24 protein-coding genes are annotated in these 25,450 nt (G+C 39.5%); 4 read left to right on the forward strand and 20 right to left on the reverse strand.

The features are described from left to right. The first annotated feature begins 3 nt into the window (after window positions 1-3). The 3 genes from HDE68_RS12480 to HDE68_RS12490 are packed head-to-tail and all read left to right on the forward strand — an operon-like array spanning window position 4 to window position 3,230. Entirely contained in the window at window positions 4-1,254 is a 1,251-nt protein-coding gene (locus HDE68_RS12480) for an efflux RND transporter periplasmic adaptor subunit (protein ID WP_183882364.1), read from the forward strand. Continuing rightward, window positions 1,251-1,997, forward strand: a complete 747-nt coding sequence (locus tag HDE68_RS12485; protein ID WP_221300719.1) for an ABC transporter ATP-binding protein — start codon at window positions 1,251-1,253, stop codon at window positions 1,995-1,997. Before HDE68_RS12480 ends, HDE68_RS12485 begins: the two co-directional genes overlap by 4 nt. Before the next feature lie 12 nt (window positions 1,998-2,009). Continuing rightward, complete coding sequence (locus HDE68_RS12490; RefSeq protein ID WP_183882366.1) at window positions 2,010-3,230, forward strand: ABC transporter permease; 1,221 nt, start codon at window positions 2,010-2,012, stop codon at window positions 3,228-3,230. On the opposite strand, the gene moaCB is transcribed toward HDE68_RS12490, so the two are convergent. Genes moaCB through HDE68_RS12525 form a run of 7 tightly spaced genes read right to left on the reverse strand, consistent with a single transcriptional unit; the run spans window position 3,231 to window position 8,418 of the window. Beyond that, on the reverse strand, window positions 3,231-4,142 hold the full coding sequence (moaCB, locus tag HDE68_RS12495) for a bifunctional molybdenum cofactor biosynthesis protein MoaC/MoaB (RefSeq protein ID WP_183882368.1): 912 nt from the start codon (window positions 4,140-4,142) through the stop codon (window positions 3,231-3,233). It abuts the gene before it with no gap. Beyond that, complete coding sequence (locus HDE68_RS12500; protein ID WP_183882370.1) at window positions 4,142-4,585, reverse strand: molybdenum cofactor biosynthesis protein MoaE; 444 nt, start codon at window positions 4,583-4,585, stop codon at window positions 4,142-4,144. The genes moaCB and HDE68_RS12500 overlap by 1 nt, the downstream gene beginning before the upstream one ends. Further along, window positions 4,566-5,699 (reverse strand): HesA/MoeB/ThiF family protein, encoded by a 1,134-nt coding sequence (locus tag HDE68_RS12505; protein WP_183882372.1) that lies wholly within the window; start codon window positions 5,697-5,699, stop codon window positions 4,566-4,568. The genes HDE68_RS12500 and HDE68_RS12505 overlap by 20 nt, the downstream gene beginning before the upstream one ends. Before the next feature lies 1 nt (window position 5,700). Further along, a complete protein-coding gene (locus HDE68_RS12510; RefSeq protein WP_183882374.1) occupies window positions 5,701-5,934 on the reverse strand; it encodes a MoaD/ThiS family protein in 234 nt (77 codons plus the stop codon). A gap of 30 nt (window positions 5,935-5,964) precedes the next feature. Continuing rightward, entirely contained in the window at window positions 5,965-7,155 is a 1,191-nt protein-coding gene (gene glp / locus HDE68_RS12515; RefSeq protein WP_183882376.1) for a gephyrin-like molybdotransferase Glp, read from the reverse strand. Between the two features lie 17 nt (window positions 7,156-7,172). Further along, entirely contained in the window at window positions 7,173-8,153 is a 981-nt protein-coding gene (gene moaA / locus HDE68_RS12520) for a GTP 3',8-cyclase MoaA (protein ID WP_183882378.1), read from the reverse strand. A gap of 43 nt (window positions 8,154-8,196) precedes the next feature. Then, window positions 8,197-8,418: a hypothetical protein gene (locus tag HDE68_RS12525; protein ID WP_260171759.1), complete on the reverse strand. Its 222-nt coding sequence runs from the start codon at window positions 8,416-8,418 to the stop codon at window positions 8,197-8,199. Between the two features lie 233 nt (window positions 8,419-8,651). Here HDE68_RS12525 and HDE68_RS12530 point away from each other — a divergent pair, with 233 nt between their 5' ends. After that, the gene (locus HDE68_RS12530; RefSeq protein WP_183882380.1) at window positions 8,652-10,430 is read left to right on the forward strand and encodes an aminopeptidase P family protein; all 1,779 of its coding nucleotides are present in this window, start codon (window positions 8,652-8,654) and stop codon (window positions 10,428-10,430) included. A gap of 292 nt (window positions 10,431-10,722) precedes the next feature. Here HDE68_RS12530 and HDE68_RS12535 read toward each other — a convergent pair whose 3' ends face one another. The 13 genes from HDE68_RS12535 to HDE68_RS12595 form a co-directional block, all read right to left on the reverse strand. Further along, window positions 10,723-11,595: an ROK family protein gene (locus HDE68_RS12535; protein WP_183882382.1), complete on the reverse strand. Its 873-nt coding sequence runs from the start codon at window positions 11,593-11,595 to the stop codon at window positions 10,723-10,725. A gap of 25 nt (window positions 11,596-11,620) precedes the next feature. After that, window positions 11,621-12,481 carry a glucose-1-phosphate thymidylyltransferase RfbA gene (rfbA, locus tag HDE68_RS12540; RefSeq protein WP_183882384.1) on the reverse strand — a complete coding sequence of 287 codons (861 nt, stop codon included), beginning with the start codon at window positions 12,479-12,481 and terminating at the stop codon, window positions 11,621-11,623. 17 nt (window positions 12,482-12,498) lie between these two features. Beyond that, window positions 12,499-13,065: a DUF3109 family protein gene (locus HDE68_RS12545; RefSeq protein ID WP_183882386.1), complete on the reverse strand. Its 567-nt coding sequence runs from the start codon at window positions 13,063-13,065 to the stop codon at window positions 12,499-12,501. Window positions 13,066-13,070: 5 nt separating this feature from the next. Continuing rightward, window positions 13,071-13,847 (reverse strand): DUF3108 domain-containing protein, encoded by a 777-nt coding sequence (locus HDE68_RS12550; protein ID WP_183882388.1) that lies wholly within the window; start codon window positions 13,845-13,847, stop codon window positions 13,071-13,073. A 32-nt stretch (window positions 13,848-13,879) separates the two neighbouring features. Continuing rightward, window positions 13,880-14,395, reverse strand: coding sequence for a DUF2480 family protein (locus HDE68_RS12555; RefSeq protein ID WP_183882389.1), 516 nt, complete (start codon window positions 14,393-14,395; stop codon window positions 13,880-13,882). 64 nt (window positions 14,396-14,459) lie between these two features. Next, a complete protein-coding gene (locus tag HDE68_RS12560; protein ID WP_183882391.1) occupies window positions 14,460-16,556 on the reverse strand; it encodes a peptidylprolyl isomerase in 2,097 nt (698 codons plus the stop codon). Window positions 16,557-16,709: 153 nt separating this feature from the next. Continuing rightward, entirely contained in the window at window positions 16,710-19,478 is a 2,769-nt protein-coding gene (locus HDE68_RS12565; RefSeq protein ID WP_183882393.1) for a TonB-dependent receptor, read from the reverse strand. A 277-nt stretch (window positions 19,479-19,755) separates the two neighbouring features. Further along, on the reverse strand, window positions 19,756-20,328 hold the full coding sequence (gene lptC, locus HDE68_RS12570; protein ID WP_183882395.1) for an LPS export ABC transporter periplasmic protein LptC: 573 nt from the start codon (window positions 20,326-20,328) through the stop codon (window positions 19,756-19,758). Then, window positions 20,328-21,671, reverse strand: a complete 1,344-nt coding sequence (locus HDE68_RS12575) for a hypothetical protein (RefSeq protein WP_260171760.1) — start codon at window positions 21,669-21,671, stop codon at window positions 20,328-20,330. The genes lptC and HDE68_RS12575 overlap by 1 nt, the downstream gene beginning before the upstream one ends. After that, window positions 21,634-22,389, reverse strand: a complete 756-nt coding sequence (locus tag HDE68_RS12580) for a type III pantothenate kinase (RefSeq protein WP_183882397.1) — start codon at window positions 22,387-22,389, stop codon at window positions 21,634-21,636. The genes HDE68_RS12575 and HDE68_RS12580 overlap by 38 nt, the downstream gene beginning before the upstream one ends. Before the next feature lie 74 nt (window positions 22,390-22,463). Next, on the reverse strand, window positions 22,464-23,444 hold the full coding sequence (locus HDE68_RS12585; protein ID WP_183882399.1) for a DUF6427 family protein: 981 nt from the start codon (window positions 23,442-23,444) through the stop codon (window positions 22,464-22,466). A 30-nt stretch (window positions 23,445-23,474) separates the two neighbouring features. Further along, a complete protein-coding gene (locus HDE68_RS12590) occupies window positions 23,475-24,461 on the reverse strand; it encodes a glycosyltransferase family protein (protein WP_183882400.1) in 987 nt (328 codons plus the stop codon). Window positions 24,462-24,489: 28 nt separating this feature from the next. Next, complete coding sequence (locus HDE68_RS12595; protein ID WP_183882402.1) at window positions 24,490-25,341, reverse strand: UDP-2,3-diacylglucosamine diphosphatase; 852 nt, start codon at window positions 25,339-25,341, stop codon at window positions 24,490-24,492. Window positions 25,342-25,450: the final 109 nt, after the last annotated feature.

The following is a 25,450-nucleotide window of genomic DNA, read 5'->3' on the forward strand; positions in this document are numbered from 1 at the left end:
ATCATGAAGTCTAAAAGAACAATCTTAATTATAGCATCGGTCATTGTTTTAATTGGCCTGGTTTGGTACTTCTTTTTGAGAAACAAAGAAAAACCTGTGGTTTTAACAACAGAAACCATCAGTAAGGGTGCTATTTCTACCAGTGTAACTGCTACAGGGACAATACAACCGGTAGATACCGTAACTGTAGGTACACAAGTATCAGGTACAGTGTCTGCTTTATATGCCGATTTCAACTCGGCGGTAAAGAAAGGGCAATTGCTTGCCGAACTGGACAAAACCCTGATCATGGCTACTGTAGACCAGGCTAAAGCAGGTGTTGCGCAGGCGATAAGTAATCAAAGTTATCAGGCTGCCAATTTTAGCCGCCAAAAGCAGTTATTTGAAACCGGGTCTATCAGTAAACAGGATTATGATATTGCATTAAACACTTATCAGGTTTCTAAAGCCAATGTAAATAGTGCCCAGGCACAGCTAAGGGCAGCAGAAAGAAACCTTTCCTTTACACAGATTTACTCTCCCATTGATGGGGTTGTGCTGGGCAGAAGTGTGAATATAGGACAGACGGTGGCAGCAAGTTTCAACACGCCAACAATTTTCACTATTGCAAAGGATATCACAAAAATGCAGGTACAGGCAAAAGTAGACGAGGCGGATATAGGCAATGTAGTTGTAGGCCTGCGCGCCGCATTTACGGTCGATGCTTTTCTTGATGACACCTTTAGTGGTACTGTTAAAGAAATTCGTCTGCAACCCTCTATTTCAGCAAATGTGGTCACTTATTCTACCCTGATCGACGCACCCAATGATGATAAAAAGCTAAAACCGGGAATGACTGCAAACATTGTCATTTATACGAAGGAGATTAAAGATGCATCGCTTATTTCTGTACAGGCATTGAAATTCCACCCTGACTCTTCGTTAAAGAAACAGTATGAGCTTATACCTGCTCCCGAAAACCGGGAAGGCAATAAGATGCATGGCCATAAAGGGATGAAGAAAGAAACTGCAGACACTACACCAAAAGCTGAAACTGTTAAGATCCCTGACAGCTATGTCTGGGTTTTACAAGACAACAAACTCATTCAGAAAAAGATTAAAACAGGACTGAATGATAATAACCATGTACAGGTAATAAGCGGATTGAATGATAATGAGGTAGTGGTTACCGGAACTGAATCGGTAGCTGCTGCAAATGCCGCTGCTGTAAAAAGTCCGTTTATGCCACAAAGACCAGGAGGAAGAAAACGATGAACAATAAAATCCTTGAAATCCTGAATGTAAAGCGTGAATTTACTATGGGTACAGAAATTGTAAGGGCATTAAAAGGTATTTCATTCGAGGTAAACTCCGGAGAATTTGTAACCATTATGGGAAGCAGCGGATCAGGAAAAACGACCTTACTCAATATGCTGGGTTGCCTGGATAAACCTACAGATGGCATTTATATGCTCGATAAAGTAAATGTCAAGGAGCTTTCAAGAGACCAGCTGGCCAAACTAAGAAATACAAAAATTGGTTTTGTGTTCCAGGCTTATAACCTTTTACCGCGTACTACTGCACTCGAAAATGTGGAATTACCCTTACTTTATAATCCTGCAATCGGCGCAAAAGAGCGGAAAGAAAGGGCTATTGCTGCCCTGCAGGCAGTAAAACTGGACGGAAGGTTTGATCACACCCCTAATCAGTTATCAGGTGGTCAGCAGCAGCGCGTAGCTATTGCAAGGGCTTTAGTCAATGAACCGGTTATGATCCTTGCAGATGAGGCAACTGGAAACCTGGACACCCGGACTTCTTATGAAATTATGTCACTGATGCAGGATCTGAACCAGAATGGAAAAACAATTGTATTTGTTACCCATGAGCCGGACATAGCCGGGTTCAGCACCCGGACAATTATGCTCAGGGATGGAAAAGTTCAAAAGGATTCTATGAATACGAACCACCGTTCTGCAAAAGAAGCCCTGGCTTCTCTTCCGGCAGCTGATGACTATTAATCTTATAAAATTATGAAACTCTTTAATCTGATCAGACTAGCCCTTTTAGCTTTGGAACGTAATAAATTACGTGCACTGCTAACCATGCTGGGCATTATTATAGGCGTAGGTTCTGTAATCACCATGATGTCCATTGGAGAAGGATCAAAAGAAAGTATCAATGCCTCTTTATCCAGTATGGGCTCTAACATGATCACTATTACTCCTTACAGCAATGAGCCCGGAGGAGCCAGACTGGGAGGTAGCAGCTTCAAGACTTTAACCTTCAAAGATGTAGAGGCGATGAAGAAAAATGCGCCCGATATTTCTATCATCTCCCCACTGGCTTCTTCCAGCGGACAAGCCATCAATGGGGCGAATAACTGGCCGACAAATATACAGGGGGTAACTCCGGAATACCTTGACATCAGAAAACTGGTCATTAAAGAGGGGATTGTATTTTCTGAACAGGATGTAAGGGCCTCGGCCAAAGTTTGCCTTCTTGGTAAAACCGTCGTTGACAATCTTTTCCCTAACGGGGAAGACCCGATAGGAAAAGTTATCCGCTTTGGAAAAATCCCCTTCCAGGTTATCGGTGTCCTGGTTCCTAAAGGCTATAGTAATTTTGGACAGGATCAGGATGATTTGATTATCGCCCCATATACAACCATCCAAAAAAGAATAACTTCTTCTATTTATTTTGGCAGTATCTATGCTTCTGCAATTAACGAAGGTGCTTCGGATGCTGCAGTCAATGAAATAAACAGCATTTTAAGAGAAAGTCACCGTTTAAGACAAAATCAGGATAACGATTTCCAGGTAAGGACCCAGGCCGAACTGATGACCATGATGAATTCGACCAGTAGTATGATGACAGCTTTATTAACCGCTGTAGCAAGTATATCGCTGGTTATTGGCGGAATTGGAATTATGAACATCATGTACGTTTCTGTTACCGAAAGAACACGCGAAATAGGTTTAAGAATGTCTATCGGGGCCAGGGGTATCGATATTCTGCTCCAGTTTTTAATTGAAGCCGTGATGATCAGTATTACAGGCGGTGTAATCGGCGTAGTGATCGGTGTTTCAGCTGCATTGATTGTCCCAAAAATGCTGAACTGGCCAACTGTAATTTCAGAATTCTCTATCGTAATCTCATTTGTGGTCTGTGCAGTAACGGGCATTTTCTTTGGCTATTATCCTGCTTTAAAAGCTTCCCGCCTTGATCCTATCGAAGCACTTCGTTATGAATAACTAATCGTGGTTCACTCCTTTTTGGACCTTAAATACATGTAAGGCGGCAGGAAAAAGTGCATCCATACTTTCTTCTGCCCCACTTACAGAACCCGGCAGTGTAATGACCAGTGCAGCGCCGATAAAACCAGCGACCCCTCTGGACAACATGGCATAAGGCATGCGCTCCTGCCCATATTTACGTACATTTTCCATCATCCCGGGAATTTCTCTTTCTAATAAAGGTCTAATCGCATCAGGTGTCACATCTCTTGGAGATAACCCTGTACCACCCGTAAAAATGACCAGATCAAAGCCTTCTTTAACCAGTTCTTTTACTTTTTGCTGGATCAGTGCAAAATCGTCCCGGATAATGTCATAATGATTTGTTTCTATTTTGTGCAATGCCAATTTCTGAATGATCGCTTTACCGGATTTATCTTGTTTTTCACCTGCACTGATACGATCTGAACAAACAATTACAGCACATTTCAAATCATCCTGATCCGCAAGTTTATATTGACTTTTTCCACCCGATTTATGCTCCAGACGGATATTCTCAATCTCAATACCTTTATCAATTGGTTTCAGCATATCATAAATAGTCAGTGCAGTTACCGAAGCGCCATGCATGGCCTCGACTTCCACTCCTGTTTTATAAATGGTATGTACCTCGACACGGATTATAATATACAGTCCCTCTATCTGATGCGTGATTGCCGTATATTCTATCGGCAGCGGATGACAATCAGGAATCACATCACTTGTCTTTTTAACAGCAAACAGTCCCGCAGCCCTGGAAAACTCAAAAACATCTCCTTTAGGTACTTTTTTAGCAAGAACTGCCTCAATAGTCCCTATGCTGGAAACTTTCAGTTTCGCAGTAGCTACCGCTTTTCTAAGCGTATTGGATTTACTGGTGATATCTACCATTATTTATTCTCCTTCCATTGATGAGCTGCATTGGTTAAAATCTCTTTGCCCCAGATAGGTAATTCTGCCTTGATCCTTTCCACCAGTTCATCACAGGCCTCCATTGCGGCTTTACGATGGACAGATGAACAAAACACAAAAAGACAAACTTCGCCAGCAGGGACTAAACCTAAACTGTGGTGTACATGTAAACAGATCACAGGATACTTTTCAAAAATAGCTTCCCGGATCTCATACATTTTATTCAATGCCATTTCTTCATAAGCAGTATAATTTATACCTGCTACCTTTTCCTCACCAATCTGATCGGCACGTACCTGTCCTAAAAAAATACTATGTGCGCCGATCGTAGTATTATGCTGATGTTTCTGAATACTTTCTGCAATAAACTGAGCGGATACCGCACCGTTGATAAATATATTTTTAAGCTTCTTCTCTTTCATTGGTCTGTAAATTCAAACGTAAAACACCGCCTTTAAGACTATAAAATTCTTTATCCGGATAAGCTTCCAGAAATAATTCCCCGGCAATAATGCTCCTGATGCCCGAATGGCAAAACAAAATGACCTTATTTCCCTTAACCGGTGGAATTTCTTTTCTTAATTCAGATAAAGGTAAACGGATATGGTCAAATCCCGAAGCAACTGGTAATTCTCCCGGTTCACGCACATCAATGATCGTAAAACTTTCTTCATGCATAACCCGGCCAAATTCTGCAGGGCTCATTTCCTTTACTTCTCCGGTAACCTGTTTGATGCCGCAAAACCAATTATAGTCCATTTTTTCAAATGCTTCCAGGTCAGCAGGCAGGTTTGCCGAGGTTAAGCCAGCCGGCGATAATTTAACTTTATAGGTTTGACTGGTATACAGGTTATAGATCATCAGCTGATTGATCAGTGTCTCTCCTGTTCCGGAAATTAATTTAATAGCTTCATTTGCCTGCATGGTACCGATTATACCCGGCAATACCCCCAGAACACCAGCTTCTGAGCAGTTTAACACTTCACCGGGCTTCGGAGCAGCTGGAAATATATCTCTGTAATTTACTTTCACACCAGCAGGATCTGCTACATTAAAAACAGCCACCTGTCCTTCTGATTCAGACAATGCCCCGTAAATTAATGGCTTATTTAATAACACACAAGCATCGTTAATCATATAACGGGTAGGAAAATTATCAGATCCATCTATAATGATATCAAATTCATTCAGAATTGATACTGCATTCTGGTTAGTCAGCTGTACAGGATAAGTGATAACTGTAATATCTGGATTGAATTTTCTTAATCTTTCTGCTGCACAGGTTGCTTTGGAGAGCCCAACATCTGCTACAGTATATAATATTTGCCGGTGTAAATTACTCAGTTCAACAACGTCATTATCCACAATACCTAAAGTACCTATCCCGGCAGCAGCCAGATATTGCAGTACAGGGCACCCGAGTCCGCCTGCACCAATGACCAATACTTTTGCGTTAAACAGTTTTTGCTGACCGCTAAGTCCAAAATCTCTCAGTAAGATTTGCCGCTGATAACGTTCCTCTCCTTTTATATTCATTTTAACCTCCCGAAAATGGCGGCATTAAAGCAACAGTCATTCCGTCTGTTAATTGCTTATTACCGTGAATGATCAATTGATCTGCAGCCACCTGGTATTTAACCTGTTTTAACGCAGGAAATTGTTCTTCCAGACGGTTGCGGACCGCATCCGTATCTGCGACATCTGCTAACAAGAGATGTGTAACCCCAAAAATTTCTGTGAGCCGCCCGAATAATAAAATCTCTACTTTCAAATCTCTTTATATTATAAATCTTCTATGTGCTTATGGAAGAAGATAAATCTTAACTTTTGTACCAGCCGAAAATTCAGTTCCTTCCTCATCCAGTTCAATCATACAATTTGCCTGTGCAAAAGAACTCATTCTAAAAGATTCCTGAGCATTCAAAGGGGTAACATTTCCATTTTCAAAATGCGCTTTTAAAAAATGGGTCAAACCTGCAGCCTTTTTATAGTTATCCGTCAAAATTGCTTCCCTGGTTTGTAATCCGCCAGTTTCAATTTCATCCTTAAGCCCATACATTTTTTGTAAGGCAGGGAACACATATTGATAAAAACAACTTAAAACCGAAGAAGGATTCCCCGGTAAACCAAAGATCGCCTTATTTTCTTTCCGGCCAAAATACAAAGGCTTTCCGGGTTTCTGTTTCACCTTATGAAAAATCTGCGTGATCCCATTGCGTTCTGCTGCTTTGACAACAAAATCATAATCACCGACACTCACCCCACCAGTCAGTAAAACCACCTCATTATTTTTCAGCGCTTCTGCTAAAACATCCGAAAGTTCATCTAATTGATCATCTGCTGCATAAAGTTTGATTTTTGTAATTTGTGCCTGCTGCAAAGCAGCAGTTAAAGCAGCGGAATTGGACTCGTAAACCTGACCAAAAGCCAGCTCTTTTCCAGGCTGCTGTAATTCTTTACCGGTAATGATCACACCAACCGGGGGTACACCGTAAATTTCGACCTCAGTTTCTCCAATTCCGGCCAGGAAACCTATTGCTGCTGGTGTTAAGCGGCAGCCTTTTGAAATTGCCAATGCAGCATTTTTCACTTCGGCCCCTTTGTTCCTAACATTCATACCTTTGGTTAACTGTGCATCCTGTATCGTTAAAACCCCGGCTGTAATTTCAACTTTTTCCTGCATCACAACCGTATCGGCCCCTATAGGTAAAGGCGCCCCTGTAAATATACGTGCTGCCTGTCCTGGCATAAGGGTATATTGAATTGCTGTTCCTGCCTGCATTTCGCCACTGATCACCAAAGTCTGGTTATGTTCATCAAAACGGATCGCATAACCATCCATAGAAGATTGTTCAAAAGCAGGGATGTCCGTTTGAGCATAGACATCCTTTGCCAGGATATATCCCGCAGCCATAGCCAGAGGCACCTGCTGAACAGGCAATGTATTAATATTTTCTTGCAGGAATGATTTAGCCTTATGGACAGAGATCATAGAAACAGGTTTAGGTATCAACCACCAATAGTGATCATACTTCTATTGTGAATAGTATCAGGATTTATATTTTTGAATAATCCGGAAAACTGACCACCCAGTGCTTCAGCTTTACCCGCAATACATTCCTGGATTAAAGGTAAGACATCTTCACCTCTTCTTAAAGGCGAGAGCAGATCGGTTTCAGTGATCGAGAAAAGACAGTTTTTTAATTTTCCGTCGGCCGTTAAGCGCATCCGGTTACAAGTACCACAGAAAGGTTCGGTCATGGTACTGATAATAGCAAATGTACCCGCATGTCCTGCAATCTGATAATGTTTAGCTGTATCATTCTGACCGGCTTCCATGGAGGTAAAAGTATATTTTGTTTGCACCCGGGCAAGAATATCTTCAAGGGAGACCACTTGATTACTCGTCCAGCGGTTACCTTCAAAAGGCATAAACTCTATAAAGCGGACCTCTACAGGTACCTCTTTTGTCCAGGCTATAAAATCCAGAATTTCATGATCGTTGAATTCCTTCATCAGCACCACATTAATCTTAACTTTGATCTGATGTTCCAGTAAAAGGTCAATATTATTCCTGACCTGCTGAAAAAGATCTCTCCTGGTAATGATCCGGAACTTATCGGCATCCAGCGTATCCAGACTGATATTTATACTTTTAATTTTTGCCTCCAGCAATACATCAATAAAGTCATGTATTCTGACACCATTGGTTGTAAAAGAAAGGTCTACCGGTAATTTGGAGAGGGATAAAATGATTTGTGCCGCATCTTTACGCACTAAGGGCTCACCCCCGGTGAGCCGGATTTTATTAACCCCTGCCCCTGCAAATATTTCTGCAAGAGAAGAAATTTCTGCGGCATGCATCAATTTTGAAGCCTGTGTGAATTCATAATCCTCTTCTGGCATACAATAAAAACAGCGGAGATTACAGTTGTCTGTAAGCGATATCCGCAGATAATTATGTACCCGGTCAAAAGAATCCTTGATCATGTGCAGTCTTTATGAATCTTTATGGAGGGAATTAAGGATGTGACTACATACGATAGCGCAATGATACTGATCTTCCTAAAGCCTGAGCAAGATCAGGTTCAATAGTAAATTCACTTTCCTGCTGCATCCAGACCTGATTGACATTTTTCAATAAAGTTATTGGTTGCCCATTTAAAATAATCTTCAATTCGGTAGTCTCTTTGTTTATTGCAGCACCATCTATAATTTCGTACACATAATCTGTGTCTCTATACGTTATACGCATTTTCAATCCCATATTCTTCTCCTCGACCCCAAAGATAAATTAAAACTCCTATAACAGCGTCTTTTTGTTGCTATTGATAAAGAATAATTTAAAACTCACCTACTGTCTTGTTTAAACCCATTTTATGAGGTCAATTATTTATTGCTGGGCGCTGGCCAAAATCCCCTTTGTCTCAAGCATGTCAATAAATTCGCTAAATTTGGACATCAAATTCTATACACTAACATTTGCATATGACATATCAGGATAAACTGCGCGAAATACGTAAACAAATGAAGGCCGATAATGTACAGGCCTATATAATTCCATCTGCTGACCCTCATATCAGTGAATATTTGCCAAAACATTATAAATGCATTCCATTTACTTCTGGCTTTACAGGTTCTGCCGGGACTTTAGTGATTACACATGATTTTGCTGGTTTATGGACTGATTTCAGATATTTCGAACAAGGGGCTGAACAATTGGCGCACAGTGGTTTTGAACTGGTGAAACAAAAAGTACAGCATGCGCCAGAATATATACAATGGTTAAATGAGACACTGGATAAAGGTGCAATCGTTGCGACCAATGAAAAACTTCTTTCGGTATTGCTGGGTGACCTGCTTACGCAGCAGTTAGCTGTAAGTGATATTAAATTAGTAAGTAAAGATTATTTGAGCCCGATCTGGGAAAACCGCCCTGAATTACCTGTTGATCCAGCATTTTTAATTGCAGATGAACATATCGGACAATCGGTAAGCAGTAAACTGACGCAGGTCAGAGCTGTACTGGCTAAATATCAGGCAGATCATCATCTTGTTTCCTCATTGGATGATATCGCCTGGTTATTCAACATCAGAGGTAAAGATGTGAATTTCAATCCTGTAGTATTAGCTTTTGCCCTGATCAACCAGGATCATGCAACTTTATTTATCAATCCGGATAAGTTAACAGAAAATGAGAAAGTGACTTTACTGAAAAGTGGTGTTGAAGTTCTTCCTTATGAAGAAATAGAGCGTGCATTGACTTTGCTTCCTGCAAACAGTTCGATCTTTATCGATCCCAAGCGCAACTGTTATGCTTATGCCAAATTAGTACCTTCTTCAGTCAGGATAATTAAAGAAACTAACCCTTCTGCTAATCTGAAAGCCGTTAAGAATGAAACGGAGCTAAAAAACACCCGCGAAGCCATGCTTAAGGATGGTGTTGCGATCACCAGATTTTTAAAATGGTTAGAAGAAACCATCGGAAAAACTAAGATTACCGAACTTTCTGCAGCGGCACAATTACGTAAATACAGAGCAGAACAGGAAGGCTTCATTGGAGATAGTTTCACCACAATAAGTGCTTATAGAGCACATGGTGCATTACCACATTATTCCGCTTCGGCAGAAAGTGATGCAGAAGTCATTCCTGAAAGTCTTTTTCTTGTAGATTCGGGTGGCCAGTATTTTTATGGAACGACTGATATTACCAGGACCATTCCAATGGGCATCACAACCGAACAGGAGGAAACTGATTATACACTTGTCCTTAAAGGAATGATTGATGGCTGTAAAGCAAAGTTCCCTAAAGGCACCTGCGGTTATCAGATTGATGCGATCACCAGAAAGCCGCTATGGGATTATGCCATTAACTATGGTCACGGTACAGGTCATGGTGTAGGTTATTTCCTTAATGTACATGAGGGCCCACAGGTATTTAATCCAACCAATACTCCGGTAGCTATAGAACAGGGTATGATTACTTCTATTGAACCAGGTATATATCGCCCGGGAAGACACGGTATCCGTATTGAAAATCTGGTGCAGACCATTTCAGTTGAAGCCAATGAATTTAACGAATTCTATGGTTTTGAAACACTGACTATTGCGCCAATCAATACAACGATTGTGAAAAAAGAATTGCTGGAGCAATCACAGATTAACTGGCTGAATAATTATAATGCAGAGGTTTTTGAAAAACTAAGCCCAAGATTAACTCAGGAAGAAAGCGACTGGTTGAAAGAAGCGACAAAAGCCATCTCATAAAATCTTAGCTATATGTATAAATTTATAAAGTGTAATATCATCACTTTTCTGAAAGGTTGTTTGTTATTCACCTGTCTGCAAATTATATCCACGCTGTTCAGCTATTATATCATGGGAGAAGCGATTAATTTTTCCCTGGTATTAATTGCAGGCTACGCCGGAATTATAATCTTTGCAGCTCTTTTATACACCTTTGTGATGAAAAGAAATAAAGACAGACAAACGGGCTGAAAACAAAAAGCGTTGCTTCCTGATCAGGAAGCAACGCTTTTATTTATAAATATATATAACCTTAAGCCTGCAACCAGGTATAAGCTGCCCCCACAAGAGCTGCATCTTCCCACATTACGCTTTGTTTTAAAACTACCTGTTTATCTTTCAGATGTTTCTCTACCTGCGGGATAAAATAATCCCAGGTTTTAGCAATATTTCCACCAATAACAATCACATCAGGTTTCTCCTGGTCAATAAAATCATTAAGGAATAAAGCAAGGTTCTCCCCAAATTCTTCAAAGATCTGATCTATGATTTCCTGTTTACCTGAAGCCAGCAAAGATTCCACATTTTTAATGTCTTCGCCTGTTAATTCTTTGAATCTTTTAGCGAACCACCTGGTTGAAATATATTCTTCAGCTATGCTATCCTTAAACGGAATAAAGGCACGGTCTGAATCTACAGTTTTACCCTGGCAATTGCTTGCAGAGCCTAATCCTGTACCTAAAGTAATTCCAAGTGCCCTTTTCTCACCAGCAACTGCTCCCGATGCCAATTCACCATGCAAAAACGATTCAGCATCATTTCGGAAAAGAATATGGCTGGCTGGGATGCTTAATTTTTCGGCTAGAATTTCTAAAACATTAAGTCCATATAAAGAATCATATTTCTTAGTTCCTTTCATTAAGGAAATACCTTTTTCATAATCAAAAGGTCCTGGCATTGCAATGCCAACATAAGTGATTTTTTCTCCATTATTTTCAATCAGGGGCTTCAAAGCGTCCACCCAGGATTTAATAATTACATCTGCACCTTCCATCGAAGCTACACGTTCTCTGATAAGTGAACTTTTTATTACTTTCAAATCAGCAGCACCTACGTGTGCTGCCGTAATATGAGAGCCTCCAATATCTACCCCTACATAGGGCAGTTCAGGCGAATTATAATTCATGTTTCTGGTTAAGATTGGTTTAAATTTATTTGATCATTTTTAACAAATAGGCACCGTACCCACTTTTAACAAGCGGAGTTGCGATTTTACGCAATTGCTCGGCATCGATATATTCCATGCGATAAGCTATTTCTTCAATACATCCTATTTTAAGCCCCTGGCGTTCTTCAATTACCTGAACAAACTGTCCGGCCTGCATCAGTGAAGCAAACGTCCCTGTGTCCAGCCATGCAGTTCCGCGGCTCAAAACCCCAACCTTTAGTTTACCCTGCTCAAGATATACTTTGTTGACGTCAGTGATTTCATATTCACCACGGGCAGAAGGTTTAATATTTTTAGCAATTTCGACTACACTGTTATCATAAAAATACAATCCCGGAACTGCATAATCAGATTTTGGTGCTACTGGTTTCTCTTCAATAGATATTGCTTTTTTATTTTCGTCAAATTCAACAACTCCATAACGTTCAGGGTCCGAAACACGATAAGCAAAAACAACACCTCCATCAGGATCAGAACTGGCTTGTAACAGTTTAGCCATTCCATCTCCATAGAAAATATTATCTCCTAATACCAGGGCAACTTTATCGGTTCCTATAAAATCTGCACCAATCACGAAAGCCTGTGCCAGTCCGTTTGGCTCATGCTGAACTGCATAAGAAAACTTACAGCCTAAACTGCTTCCGTCACCCAAAAGTTTCTCAAAATTAGGAAGGTCATGAGGAGTAGAAATAATCAGTATTTCATTGATTCCGGCCAGCATTAATATGGACAACGGATAATAAATCATTGGTTTATCGTAAACAGGCATCATTTGTTTACTCATAACCAGAGTTAGGGGATGCAGTCTTGTACCGCTCCCGCCTGCTAAAATTATTCCTTTCAAGATATTATATTTTAAGGTTATCGATTTGAAGATACACTATTTTCCAATTCTTCATACCAGTCAGCACCATATTTTCTGATCAGTGGCCCTTTCAAAAAAGTATAAACGGGTACCTTAAGCTCTCTGCCAAATGCACATGCGTCAGAACAAATATGCCATCTGTCATAATTAAGCACATCAAATTCAGGATATTGGGTAATACGTATGGGATATAAATGACAGGAGATTGGTTTTTGCCAGTCCACAATTCCCTGTTCATGTGCTTTTTCAATCGCACATTTAGTAATTCCATTTTCGAATGTTACATAAGCACATTCTTTATTACCATCCACACATGGAGTGGTCAGATCACCGTCTGCATCAACAACAGAGGTTCCATACTCTTCAATGGCTGCAATCCCTTTGGGGGCAAGCATATGTTTGATCTTAGGATAAATTTCTGCAAGAATAGCTGTCTCAGCTACATCAAGCGGTGCACCCGCATCTCCCTCTACGCAACAGATACCTTTACACTTGTTCAGGTTACACACAAAGTTTTCACGTATAACATCCTCGTGTATAAGGGTATTTTGTACTTCTATCATTTCTTTTAGTTTTCTTTAGCCAGAGGATACTTCAATCCTTCAGCTGATTTAATTTCCATAGTTACCGCACCCACTATAATCTCTACCTGAGCCTTTACAGGCACCCTGTTGCCGTCATCGGTTATCCATAGATACAAAGCACTGTCTTTTCTAAAGATCCTTCCAGGCTCAATAGAAGGACTGAATTTCAGACAGCGTATACTTCCCAGTTTACTTTTTATAACTTCTTTTCCGGCATATTTAATTTCCAGCTGGTGAATCCCATCCCCCAGAAAGTAATTCAGTTTAAATTTCTCTCCTATTTTGAGTTTGGAAATATCCAGACTCCTTGCAAAATAATAGGCCGAAACAAGATCAAAAGTCTGCGTGGTTGGTGCAGTAAAAGTCCCTTTATTAGAAACAACTTTCTTTGTCTCCTGAGTAAACCTCGCCTTATCTTTTCTTGTATAACTTGCTTCTTTTATATCCTCCTGATAAAAATAGGGAGTTAGTGTAGTCTTATCTATATAGGAATCATAATGATCCCTGATTTTATAAAAAATATCAAAGGTCCCTGATGTTTTCGCATCCACTACCAGTTTATAAGTTTCATTGTCATCAAATTTGAGATCTGAATTCATCACTTTAATGGTCGCTTCTGCTGCTGTAATAAAGCCATATCTCAATTTATAGGATAAAACTTCACCAGCCTGAAAGATGGGTTCCTTTTTTAAGGGTAATTCCTGAGCTTCAGCATCAACAATGGTAATCAAAAAAAATAATAGCAAAAATAATTTCCTCATACCTGATCTGAACAAAAACTCATCCAAAAAAATCAATCCTTTCGTTTAAAGATAGGAACCGTAGAACAAGGTTCACCATACATTATACTTTTAACCACCGGGGTTAACAAAGAAGTGATTTCTACATAAGCCGCTACAGGGACATCAATATCTGCACACCCTTTAATCACTACACGTTCATCCTGGTAAACCGACAGATCAACCTTAGCCAATGCTTTACTGAACAAAACAGCTTCTAAAGTCTCGGGGCTTCCAAATACAACCTCATTGGCATAAGGCTTTAATTTATTAGCCAGCAGCATATATGCCCATGTCGGAACAATGGCATCAGCACTGCAGATTACTGCGATATTTTTACCGGTATAAGATGCCCAGTCATGCTCTTTAATAAATGCCCTGAAATCCTTTTCTCTTAGCATTAAACCATGAAAAAGATTGTCCTTGATATCATAAACTACTCTTTCCCCTTTATGATAATAGAGCTCCAGATTAAAAGTAACTAAACCACTGGCAGCAACCTTATTGACTATATTTTCCTGAATGTCCATTTGTATCTAAAATAAAAAAACCGGAAGTGATATACTTCCGGTTTCAAAATTACGCAAAATAAGATTAATAGAATTTCACTCTATTGTCTTTTATGTCACTTTTATCTTGCAATGCCTGGAATGCTGCTCCTAATGACTTCTGAGCAATAGCCTGACGCATAGTTTCTTTTTGTTTGTAAGTATTTCCAATTGGAGCAGGATTAGTGAATCCGTTCACTGTGAAAACATATACGCCATGTTCACCGTCAACTGGTTTAGATAATTTACCTGGTGCTGAACCAAATACGCTACCAATCAATTTATTTTCCTGTGCCGCACCCGGAACAATCGGATTAGAGAATACGATGTTTGTAACTGGTGTAACTGCTTTTCCAACTTTCTGAGCTACCTGTGCAAGTGTACCAGCACCTTTAGCTGCATTGTTTAATTTTTCCGTTAGCATCTTAGCTTTAACGGCATTGATTACCATTGGTTCAATATCTTTCTTAACTGCATCAAGAGGTAAAATACCTTTTGCTTTGATATCTGTAACGTGAGCTACAACAAATGCATTATCCATTTGATAAACTTCTGATAAGACATCTCCTTTTTTAGCTGCAAAACCATCACGGATCAATTGACGTGGATTATCTAATCCTGGCGCATAACCCTGGCTTCCTGTAATTCTATCTGCGATAGCTACAGTATAACCTAATTTCTTAGCTTCTGCACTAAAGTTATCACCTTTAGCAATATTCAGGAAAGATGAAGCTTTTTTATAAGCCTGATCTTTAGTTTTGCTGCTTGGGGTAAGGTTTTTCTCAATATAAGCCAGTTTAGCTACTTTAGAAGAACCAATTTGTTTTTCAATTTTAATCAGGTGAACACCAAACTGTGAACGCACTACTTTAAGATCACCAACCTGACCATTAAATGCTGCATTCTCAAATTCAGGAACCATTTGTCCTCTGGAGAAAGTACCAAGCTCACCGCCTTTATCTTTTGATCCGTCTACACTGTAAGTTTTAGCCAGTGCTTCGAAACTTGCACCTTTTTGAATCAGGCTCTTTAAAGAGTCAGCAAGTTTCTCTGCTTTATCAACCCCACCTAATTTGGTTGCGTCTAAAAGGATATGACTTGCTTTTACCGAATCAGGAGAAAAACGGGTATCGATCACTTTAACCAGTTTGTAAGAGTTTCCAGTGAACACAGGTCCGTAGAAACTACCTGCTGGTAAAGCGAATACCGCTGAATCAATTTTCGGGTCTAATTTACCTTTGTTGATATAAGTATATGGAACTTTAACATCAGAGTTCACTGCTGCAAATAATGAATCGCTTTTAGAAGCTTTGAAATCCGAAGCTAATTTTTCTACCTGGTTTTTAACCGCTGCAGAATCTTCTTTTGTTGGATTTACATTAAATGAAACATACTCAAATGAACGGGTTTCAGTAGGGTTATCAAATCTTTTTTTGTTGTTATTGTAGTAATCTGCATAATCAGATTCTGCTGGTTTAACTGATGCATCAGGAATGCTTGCATAGTCTAAACTTACATAATTGAAGCTAGCCAGTTTATTTCTGTTCTGATACTCATCGTTAGCTTCGATAGAAGTTACGTAAACAGAGTTTTTAATCAGGTTACCATATTTCTGTTGTAAAGCTTGTTTTTCAACTTCAGCTTCCAGCAAATCCCATTGTTGTTTCAACTGAGGGTTTGTTGCCTGTTGTTTCAATGAATTGATTACCGCAGCACGGTCAACCTGACCAGTTTGAGGATTACCAAAATATTGAACGATCAGCGGGCTGGGGTTTTTGCCCTGATATAAATCGAACAATTCTTCACTGGAAATACCTAAACCTAAACGGTGATACTCTTTAGCAAGTAATAAGCCAGCTAACTCACCATTCCACGCGTTATCAACAGCCATAGCTGTCATTTGAGGATTAGCGCTGCCGCCATACTGCTGTTTGAACTGTTGTAAATTCTGATCTACTTTAGGACCAAATTCATCGATGTTGATTTCCTCACCATCCACTGACCCAACAACCTTTTGAGATGCTGCCCAGAAAGGCTTTCCTACGTTAATTGCATCACCGACTAAAAATGCAACAATTGCAAAACCGATGGCGCCCACTAAGATAATGCCCATGCGATTCCGCAAAAAAGTCATAAAACCCATAATATCTATTATTTATATTTTTTAAAGAGGGCGCAAGATACAACTTTTGCTAAAAAAAGAAAACAATTTAATGTTTTTGAATAAGGCCTCATTTAAAAGCACACTGACTAACTCAGACAGCCAGTGTGCTTTTTGACTATTTTAACTGAAAAACTATAAGGTTAAACCCACACGAACAAAGAAGCGTCTTCCATTTCCGCCCATCTGCACCGCATCAAAAGGCCCGGCAGGTTCATTGTTATAAGCAAATCCTTTTGCCCCTTTCACATAACCAAGATCCGGATGAACATTAAAAACATTATCAGATCCCAGCGTAATGCGGGCTATTTTATTCGGTTTAAACGAGAAATATACATCACTCACTACCTTACCGTTATAATTATATAAATCTGGCAGCGGGCCAGACCCATTATCGGCAGGTACAGTAGGATAAATGCTTGTACCATCACCATATCCATAGATTTCAACTTTACCAAAATAAGTAAAACGTGTCCCAACAGTAAAATCCTTATGCCCAAACTCAGGATTAAGAGAAAACTTAGCAGGCGGTGCAGAGGCCAGAATGAACTTCTGCTCCCTTAAACTCAGAAAAGTCTGCTGTAAAGCTTCTGTTCTGCCTAATATTGGCGGATAATTAATCTTATCGATAGTCATATGCTGAAAGTTACCTGTAAACAGCATTCTGTACCGGTTATCGCCTATTGTTTTATTGTAATCCAGTACCACATCAAGCCCTCGGTTTGTGGTATTGACAGCATTGGCAAAAAACTGTGCAGAACCCACATGAAGGGCTTTCAATGCATTGGTAAAAGAGGGGTCCAGTGAGGTATCATCTGCACTAAACTGACCAGACAAAACCACACGGTCTGTAACCCTGATGATATAACCGTCAACTGTAATACTAAATTCAGGAACTGGTTTAAAAGTAAATCCTAAACCTGCATTTTTAGATTTCTCCTGTTTCAGACTGGGTATGCCAGCAGCCTGCGTGATCGGGCTGCCATTAGGGGTAATCTTAACCTCCGAAATAATAGCTCCCTGCACATTCGTAAACGTAGAACTATAATTAATCTGCTGCAGCGATGGCGCACGGAAACCCGTTCCAACCGATCCGCGGACATTAAAGTTGTCTGTTATTTTATAACGGGTAGCAAACTTAGTACTGAAATTATAACCAAAATCACTGTAATGCTCCAGGCGATTGGCAAAATCAATCAGCCATTTTTCAGTAATATCCACCTCAAAATCAACAAAACCACCAAATACAGACCGGTTTGCATTGGCGACATCCCCAGGTTGAAAACCAGGAAAACCCTGTGAACCGGCCGCCTTTACCCCATTGGGATCATAATTTTTATAAGAGGCCTCTTCGCCCGAAAAAATCTTGTAGCGCTCATAGCGATATTCCGCACCAAAGCCAAGGTTAAATCCCGATAATACTTTATCAAAATGTTTACTAAAATTCAGATTACTTGTATTCTGCAGAAACGCAGAACCACCATCATCAAAATGTGTTTTATCAGCACCTAAGGAAGCATTATATGTCTTTTTTCCATAAAAATGAAAATTATTATTCCCCGTATTATTGCTGAAATCCCAATCCCAGGCATCGCCAAAAGTCCCTTTCAGACCAGCTGCAAAAGACAAATCGCTGTTATGGGTTTCAATCAGCGGATTATAATAAGAATCCCCATTTGGTGTATTAAAAATTATCCCCTCTGCAGGGATCAATGCTCCAGCTGCAGTGGTTGGAAAACGATCTGGTCTGGCCAGGAAATTTCTCGAAAAGGCATAAGCATCAGAGCCTTTATAGCTATAACCACCAAAACTATAAAAAGTTGTCTTGCCACTCACCGGGATCTCGTTATTAAAGAATATAGTTCCATTTTCAGAAGAACCATCTCCATTAGCCCTTCTTGCCGTATTTACAGGCAGTGCTTTAGGATTTGCAGTTGCAGTATCATGTACCTGCCTATAAGTTTTTCCGCTCTTGGAATAATCAGCTGTGATATTCAAAAACCCTTCCTTGCCAATCTTAAATCCATAATTGGCATCTGCATTCACTGCATTTCCATCAATAGCCCCGCCATGCGGATATTGATTGGCAACAATACTTTTACCACTATTAAATGCCGGATCATAATAGCCAGAATAGCCCGCATTGATATTAAACTGATTCACCGTTTTCTTCAGAACGATATTAATTACCCCTGCAATCGCGTCAGAGCCATATTGTGCAGAAGCTCCATCTCTTAAAATCTCTACCCGCTCAATGGAAGCTGTAGGGATAGAACTCAGGTCCACTCCCGAATTGCCCCTGCCCCTTGTACCAAATACCGATACAAAAGCAGTAGAGTGCCTGCGTTTACCATTCACCAAAACTAAGGTCTGATCTGGCCCCAACCCTCTCAAAGTTCCCAGTTCAACATGATCTGCCCCATCAGAACCAGATTGTTTATTATAATTGAATGAGGGTGCTGCATAATTCAAAATATCCGTAAGCTCCATACGTCCGGTAGTCGCTGCAGATTTACTCACATTAACAATATCGACCGGAACAGCCGTTTCCAATTTCACCCGGCCTGCAGAACGGGTACCAATGAGCACCACTTCATCCAGCTGAGCGGTATTACTCTGTAGTACAACATCAATTTTTGTATTGTTTCCAACCACCAAAGTTACCGGGGTATACCCTGTATAGCTAAAAATCAGTTGATCTGACGGATCTGCTTTAATCGCAAAAGCCCCGTTCTGATTGGTACTGGTACTTAAAGTACCCCCTTTAATCCGTACAGAAACCCCTGGAATGGTTTCTTTGCTGACCCCATCGGTAACGGTTCCACTAATCACTTTTTTTTGTGCGATTGCTACCCCTGTGCTAAGAAATAGCAAGGCAGCAATGAAGAATAAATGTTTTCTCATAGGTCCTGGTTAGTTTTTTGGTTTAGGTAATAATAATATTACATTGAATATACAATATTATTCACCCTATGCCGCTAACAACCAATAATTTACCCTAGAATATTCTTTTATATCAGAAAGCCTCTTATTAAGTCACCAACCAGTTAACTAAATCACCAATTAACTAACACACGTTCGCAGAAGGAAATACTGTGTGATCATAAAAAAAGGTTGTACGTGTATTCAGACATTAGTTCCATGAAATGGAACGTAGACTGAATACACGTACAACCTTTTTTTATTCCCCTAAATTTCCTTTCAGATAAGTCTCTCCGGAACCCTGCTCAAAAGCAACCGAACCAAAATCTTCTGGTGCAGTAAAGTTAACCGCATTTAAAACAGTTCCGTCAGGCCTGGTGACTATGCCTTTTGGAGAATAATACATTTTCTTCTGCTGATTCCAGGTAAGTTCTTCTGTGTTAAAAGTCATTTCGTCCCTGACTACAACTACATTTTTTCTAAAAATGGTCAATTGTTCAGTTTCTTTCCTGATCGCATAATCAGAAGTAATTGTGCCTGTTATTTTTTGCTGAGGATCAAAGAAGGTAATTTTTATTCCCTTCGGCATTTCCTGATATTTAGTACCAGAAGATGGATTTACCTGATCAAGTATGGGTGCGAACCCTTTGGCCTTTACGATGGCAGAATCACTAAAAATAATTTCTACGTTTAAAGACCTGTCCTTACTGAGTGTAAGTTTCTTAGAAGAAATAGTAGCCGCTTTTTTTAAGTCATCATCATTACAAGAGCTTAAAAAAAGCGGAATAAAGCACAGTATAACTATACGTGATAATATACCGGCACAGTTCATTAATCGAATTTAAATCTTTTAAACCATGTATCATTAAGCGTAAAGCCTAAATGAAAGCTGACATAATTTTCCTGAAGAGATCCACTTTGCATGGTACCCCTGCGGCCAATTTCAGTAGTAAAGTTCAGTTTATAGAATGTACCCCTGGTTTGTGCATTTGCCAATGGCAGACCCAGACCAAAAGAGACAGCAGCCTGCTTTACGTCCTGATCAGAAATATTAATATATGTTTTATCGTAACTAAAGCCTAAGCGATAATCAACTCTCTTAAAATAGCTATTGATCGAAGTAATATCAGGTGTAATCTGACCACCTACCGATACTCCCTGACTATTCTGCAATCCCTGGTTAACACCATTAATAGATAATGCAGACCATTTACCTGTTCTGAAATCCGCTCCGATTAACCATTTATTATCTTTTTGCAGGGCGATACCGAAATTATGTATCAAAGGAAGTTTCATGTTAGATTTTCCGCTTCCAATAGAATCTACAGTTTCGACAGTAACATTACTTTCTCCTGTATTTCCGTCATACAAGTATTTACTTGCCATGAAGGTCCTTGTTGAATTAACAGTAGATGCTGACGATCCTGAATAACCAAAAGTCAGTAACATTTTCGAATTCAGGCGGATGTCATATTGTGCACCATAAGAAAAGCTGATACCGCCAACGCTGTTTTTATTTTGAAGACGGGTAGCAAACGCTGCCGGATCATTCACAAATTCTACACCTTTATTCTCAATCAGGTTTCCAAAAAGATACTCAATATTACCACCGATCCTGAAATGCTCACCAAAACGGTAACCATAACCAATATAGGCTTTTGTTAAACCACCCTCACCAGAATAAACATTATTTACCTGAGAAGAGGAAGGGTTCTGAGGATCCGTACCTGTAATAGTTTGCGGATTAGAAAAGTTATACCCAAGCTCTGAATATGGAAGGATACCAAAACTCAATGCAGAATGCTGATTTACAGGAAATGCCAATGCAAGATGACTTAATGTACCATTGAAACTGTTTTCACTCCCGCCATTCTTTTTCAGATTGGTAAAAGTACCACCAATACCCACATCTATCGTAGTTGAAGTAATCCCGGCATAAGAAGCTGGATTCTGCATATTGATGTTGTTATAACCAGTCGGCTTGTTAACAGCTGTAGAAATACCGCCCATCGCCCTGAACTGAGGGAGCAAAATTCCTTTTAGATTTCCGATTCCATACTTAGAGTACGGTGATTGAGTCGTAACCTGTGCGTTCACAGAAATGCTGGCTAGCAGAACTAAAACTGCAGTTATATAGTTAATTTTTTTGTACATATTCAAATGCAATGACTTCATTTAATCCTTTTAATACTAAATAGGGATCGTGTATAATTTGAGGTGCAAAGATGCTGTTTTTTAATTGTTCCAGCAAAAAAGTAGCATCCCCTCCAGTTATAACTACCTTCAGTTCTTTATTATTCTTAGCGTTGAGTGTTATAAAACCTTCAACTTCGTTGATTACGCCCTGTAAAACCCCATTTATTATCGCCGTCTCTGTATCTGTACCTGATGGAATATTTTCTAATTCTCTGTCCCACTTCACCAGTGGCAGCTTACCTGTGTAGTGATTTAAAGCATTGAACCTCATATTTAAGCCCAAACTTATGCTCCCACCATAATAAGCCCCCTCATTGTTTAACAAATCATAAGTAATGCAGGTACCTGCATCTATAACCAAACAATTCTGCTGGGGATAAGCGTGGTGAACAGCTATTATTTTAGCCCATCTATCCTGCCCAAGGGTGGATATTGTTTTATAATAATTATTAATGCCAGTATTCAAATTGGTAGAAAACGGCAAATAATTAGTTTTAGCCTTTAAAACAGCTACCAATTGAGAATCAGCTTTCTTCACACTGGAAACAGTGGAATTAACTATTTTATATTCTGCTATTAATGCCGTCAGCACCTGCTGATCAAAATGCTCAAGGATTTGAAAAAATACCAGCACCTTATCCTTAAAAACAGCTATTTTACTGTTAGTATTGCCGATATCTATAACAAGATTATGCATTTACCAATCCACACTTCATGTTACAAAGCTATTAATCTTTACCAAGTTTCAAGCCGTCAAATTGTTAAAAAAAGTTAAACAAATAAAAAGAACTGAATTGTCAGAACTAAAATGAGGAATAAACTTTCATAAAACCAGCGTTTTGTTGCGTTAGAAAAATAATAAGCCAGCAAGACTGCTCCCGGCGGCACACAAAGTAAAAAATGGTACAGCTTGAAGTTTGATTTGGTATAAACACTTAAAACGCCAATCAAAAACATAAAAAACAGCATTTGAAATGCCTTTCTTGTACTGATAAAACTCCTGAAGAAATTTTCACGCAATTGTATCGTTGCCAAAACCATCGTTAGTCCTACCGGCACTAACACCAGGTAATCATTATATCTGATTTTAAACATCGAAGGAAACTTATTTTTCAGAGGCAGCCAGATCTTATAAAACATCCCCAGGTTATCATTCCAGTAATAGAACACTGCCAGGAAGAAAATAATGGTCAGAAAGCCCACCAGTCCGGAAATCCATTCTCTCCAGTTAAACGACCTGTACAGCAGCAAACTAAGCCATGTCAGCAACAGCATCATTACAAAAGGAAAATAGATCAATGTCCCTACAGCAATATACAGACCGATATCAAACATCAGCATGATCGCATTGGGTGATTTACCGATTTTCAGTAGCTTGTCCATGATCAGGATCAGCATGAAATTGCAGATCAGTACCGGGCTCAAAATCAGAAACGGATCAAATAAACTGGCTCCGGTAATAAAAAGCAAAGCTGGCAGAAAACTTGGTTTTGCCAGCAGCGTATGATTATTGACGATTCTGTTGAAAATGATTGCCTGTATATAAATCAATAAACCTGCTATCAGGATATTGCCAGTCACAGAAAAACTATCTCCTATAGGAATTTGAATCAGAAACTTGGTATAAGGCTCCAGGAATTCAAAATTCAATCTGACAGGTGGATTAATCAGGATAGAAATCCGCATAAAAAAAGTATATGCGAACAACAGAAGCAGGTTGATTGGATTTAACGTTTTGAATTGATTGATCATGCCATAAATAGAAAGGCAAAGTAAAGAAATTTATCTGGCAAAATCCTTTACAACTTTTGCAATCACATCTGCCGTTTCATCTGGAAAATTAAATTGATGTTCCTGCGGCTGAAGTACCCATTTCTGAATCACAGGCAGCCAGTTTTTATTAGAACCCCAGATCACCGGCAAACCCATTTGCTGCAAAGCATAGGCATTACACTGCTGCTCATACTGGAATTTCATGGGAACGACCAATAACTTCTTTCCTAAAAACAAGGCTTCTGCGGGGCCCTCAAAGCCTCCTCCTGTAAACAAGCCTTCACAACTGGCCAGGCTGCTGTTAAACTGTTCATTATTAACAGGGCGTACATTTACATTACCATCTGTAAAACTAACTTTAGTATGTTTTGAAAACACTTCCCACCGAACATGCGGGATCTGTTTTAAAATAGGTACCAGTAATTTATCATCGATTGCCGGCAGATATACCGTATAATGTCCCAGGTTACTGGTTTGAAGGTTTCTGATCTCTGAGCGGATAACGGGCGTATGAATAAAATCATCGTATTCCTTGAAGTGAAAGCCCACATAATGTGTAGATGGTGCATAATATTTCATCACCAGCTGTGCCCAGTCTATGCTTTTGGGTTTAGGAACTTTTTTTGACTGAAAAGAGGCCTGATGACTCAACCCCACACTTTCTACCCCTTTCAATTTACAAGCCCAGGCAGTAACAGGCTCAAAATCATTTAAAATAAGATCGTAATTTTTTAAAGGCAGACTGCGCATATCCTTTACAAATCTCGGAAGGTTCATGGACTTCCAGGTTTCATAATGATCTACACCACCTTTTTTACCGAAAATAAAACTGAATCCGTGAAGCTGATAAGCTACCTGCTGACTTAATTTAACGTCTGCCTGTGTTCCGCTAATCAACAATTCTACATCACCGTGCTGTTGTAATAAGGGTACAATTTCCCTTGCACGGCTGATATGGCCGTTTCCTGTACCCTGAATAGCATAAAGTATCTTCATCCTTGCCGAATATCTGTAATTTTATTTGCTAGACAATTTCTAATTTTATCTTTTGCAGCAACATATTGATATCCAGCTTACTATGTAAATCCTCACTATCTGAAAGAATTCCTTCTTCTACCTCATCTGTTTGGAAGTCTTTAGCGTCATACTTAAAGACAGTCCAGTTTTCCTGATTATATTCCAGTGCAGTCAGGTTCTCTACCCAGTCTCCACTGTTTAAATACAGGACCTGACCATCTTCAGTTGTCACATTCCGCATTTCGGGTTGATGGATATGACCGCAAACCACATAGGCATATCCGTTTTTTGCTGCCAGTTCAGCAGCCGTATCTTCAAATTTATTGATAAACTTAACAGCGTCTTTAAACTGTGCTTTAACTTTTTTAGAGAAACTCATTTTTTCTCTGCCAAATAGTTTAAGGCCCCAGTTGACAAAACTATTGATCAGAATTAAACTGTCATAACCTACAGCTCCCAGTTTGGCAAGCCATTTGGAATGCTGCATAGTCACGTCAAAAATATCACCGTGGAAAAACCACGCCTTTTTGCCGTCAAGTTCTAAAACTAATTTATTCTGAATATGGAAAGTTCCCAGGTGCATATCTGCAAATTTACGCAGCAGCTCATCGTGGTTACCAGTTAAATAGTATACAGGTACGCCTTCTACTACAAATTTCATCAGTTTCCTGACCACCTTCATATGTGTCTCAGGCCAGTATCTTTTGCTAAACTGCCAGATATCAATGATATCCCCGTTAAGGATCAGCATTTTAGGCTTAATACTTTTCAAATATTTAAGGAGTTCTTTTGCATGACAGCCATAAGTGCCCAAATGGACATCAGAAATCACTACAATATCAACTTCTCTTTTACACATCGTCTTCATCAATGGTTAAATCATAAGGACTGAAAAAGAAGGCTACAAGAGCGATAACACAAACAAACGTAATTACTTCTTGCATATCTTTCAGTTTATATACACAAAT

The organism is Pedobacter cryoconitis (assembly GCF_014200605.1).
Classification (GTDB): Bacteria; Bacteroidota; Bacteroidia; order Sphingobacteriales; family Sphingobacteriaceae; genus Pedobacter; species Pedobacter cryoconitis_B.

Coding starts and splice junctions, on each gene's coding strand:
- HDE68_RS12580 (WP_183882397.1), bottom strand. CDS start 22,389: ATGCATAATCTTGTTATAGATATCGGCAATACTAACAGTAAAATAGCT.
- HDE68_RS12535 (WP_183882382.1), bottom strand. CDS start 11,595: ATGAATTATAATTCGCCTGAACTGCCCTATGTAGGGGTAGATATTGGA.
- moaCB (WP_183882368.1), bottom strand. CDS start 4,142: ATGGTAGATATCACCAGTAAATCCAATACGCTTAGAAAAGCGGTAGCT.
- HDE68_RS12565 (WP_183882393.1), bottom strand. CDS start 19,478: ATGAGAAAACATTTATTCTTCATTGCTGCCTTGCTATTTCTTAGCACA.
- HDE68_RS12545 (WP_183882386.1), bottom strand. CDS start 13,065: ATGATAGAAGTACAAAATACCCTTATACACGAGGATGTTATACGTGAA.
- HDE68_RS12490 (WP_183882366.1), top strand. CDS start 2,010: ATGAAACTCTTTAATCTGATCAGACTAGCCCTTTTAGCTTTGGAACGT.
- HDE68_RS12585 (WP_183882399.1), bottom strand. CDS start 23,444: ATGATCAATCAATTCAAAACGTTAAATCCAATCAACCTGCTTCTGTTG.
- HDE68_RS12505 (WP_183882372.1), bottom strand. CDS start 5,699: ATGAATATAAAAGGAGAGGAACGTTATCAGCGGCAAATCTTACTGAGA.
- HDE68_RS12485 (WP_221300719.1), top strand. CDS start 1,251: ATGAACAATAAAATCCTTGAAATCCTGAATGTAAAGCGTGAATTTACT.
- HDE68_RS12500 (WP_183882370.1), bottom strand. CDS start 4,585: ATGAAAGAGAAGAAGCTTAAAAATATATTTATCAACGGTGCGGTATCC.
- HDE68_RS12555 (WP_183882389.1), bottom strand. CDS start 14,395: ATGGACATTCAGGAAAATATAGTCAATAAGGTTGCTGCCAGTGGTTTA.
- moaA (WP_183882378.1), bottom strand. CDS start 8,153: ATGATCAAGGATTCTTTTGACCGGGTACATAATTATCTGCGGATATCG.
- lptC (WP_183882395.1), bottom strand. CDS start 20,328: ATGAACTGTGCCGGTATATTATCACGTATAGTTATACTGTGCTTTATT.
- HDE68_RS12550 (WP_183882388.1), bottom strand. CDS start 13,847: ATGAGGAAATTATTTTTGCTATTATTTTTTTTGATTACCATTGTTGAT.
- HDE68_RS12595 (WP_183882402.1), bottom strand. CDS start 25,341: ATGTGTAAAAGAGAAGTTGATATTGTAGTGATTTCTGATGTCCATTTG.
- HDE68_RS12575 (WP_260171760.1), bottom strand. CDS start 21,671: ATGAAGTCATTGCATTTGAATATGTACAAAAAAATTAACTATATAACT.
- HDE68_RS12560 (WP_183882391.1), bottom strand. CDS start 16,556: ATGGGTTTTATGACTTTTTTGCGGAATCGCATGGGCATTATCTTAGTG.
- glp (WP_183882376.1), bottom strand. CDS start 7,155: ATGATCTCTGTCCATAAGGCTAAATCATTCCTGCAAGAAAATATTAAT.
- HDE68_RS12525 (WP_260171759.1), bottom strand. CDS start 8,418: ATGCGTATAACGTATAGAGACACAGATTATGTGTACGAAATTATAGAT.
- HDE68_RS12590 (WP_183882400.1), bottom strand. CDS start 24,461: ATGAAGATACTTTATGCTATTCAGGGTACAGGAAACGGCCATATCAGC.
- HDE68_RS12480 (WP_183882364.1), top strand. CDS start 4: ATGAAGTCTAAAAGAACAATCTTAATTATAGCATCGGTCATTGTTTTA.
- HDE68_RS12530 (WP_183882380.1), top strand. CDS start 8,652: ATGACATATCAGGATAAACTGCGCGAAATACGTAAACAAATGAAGGCC.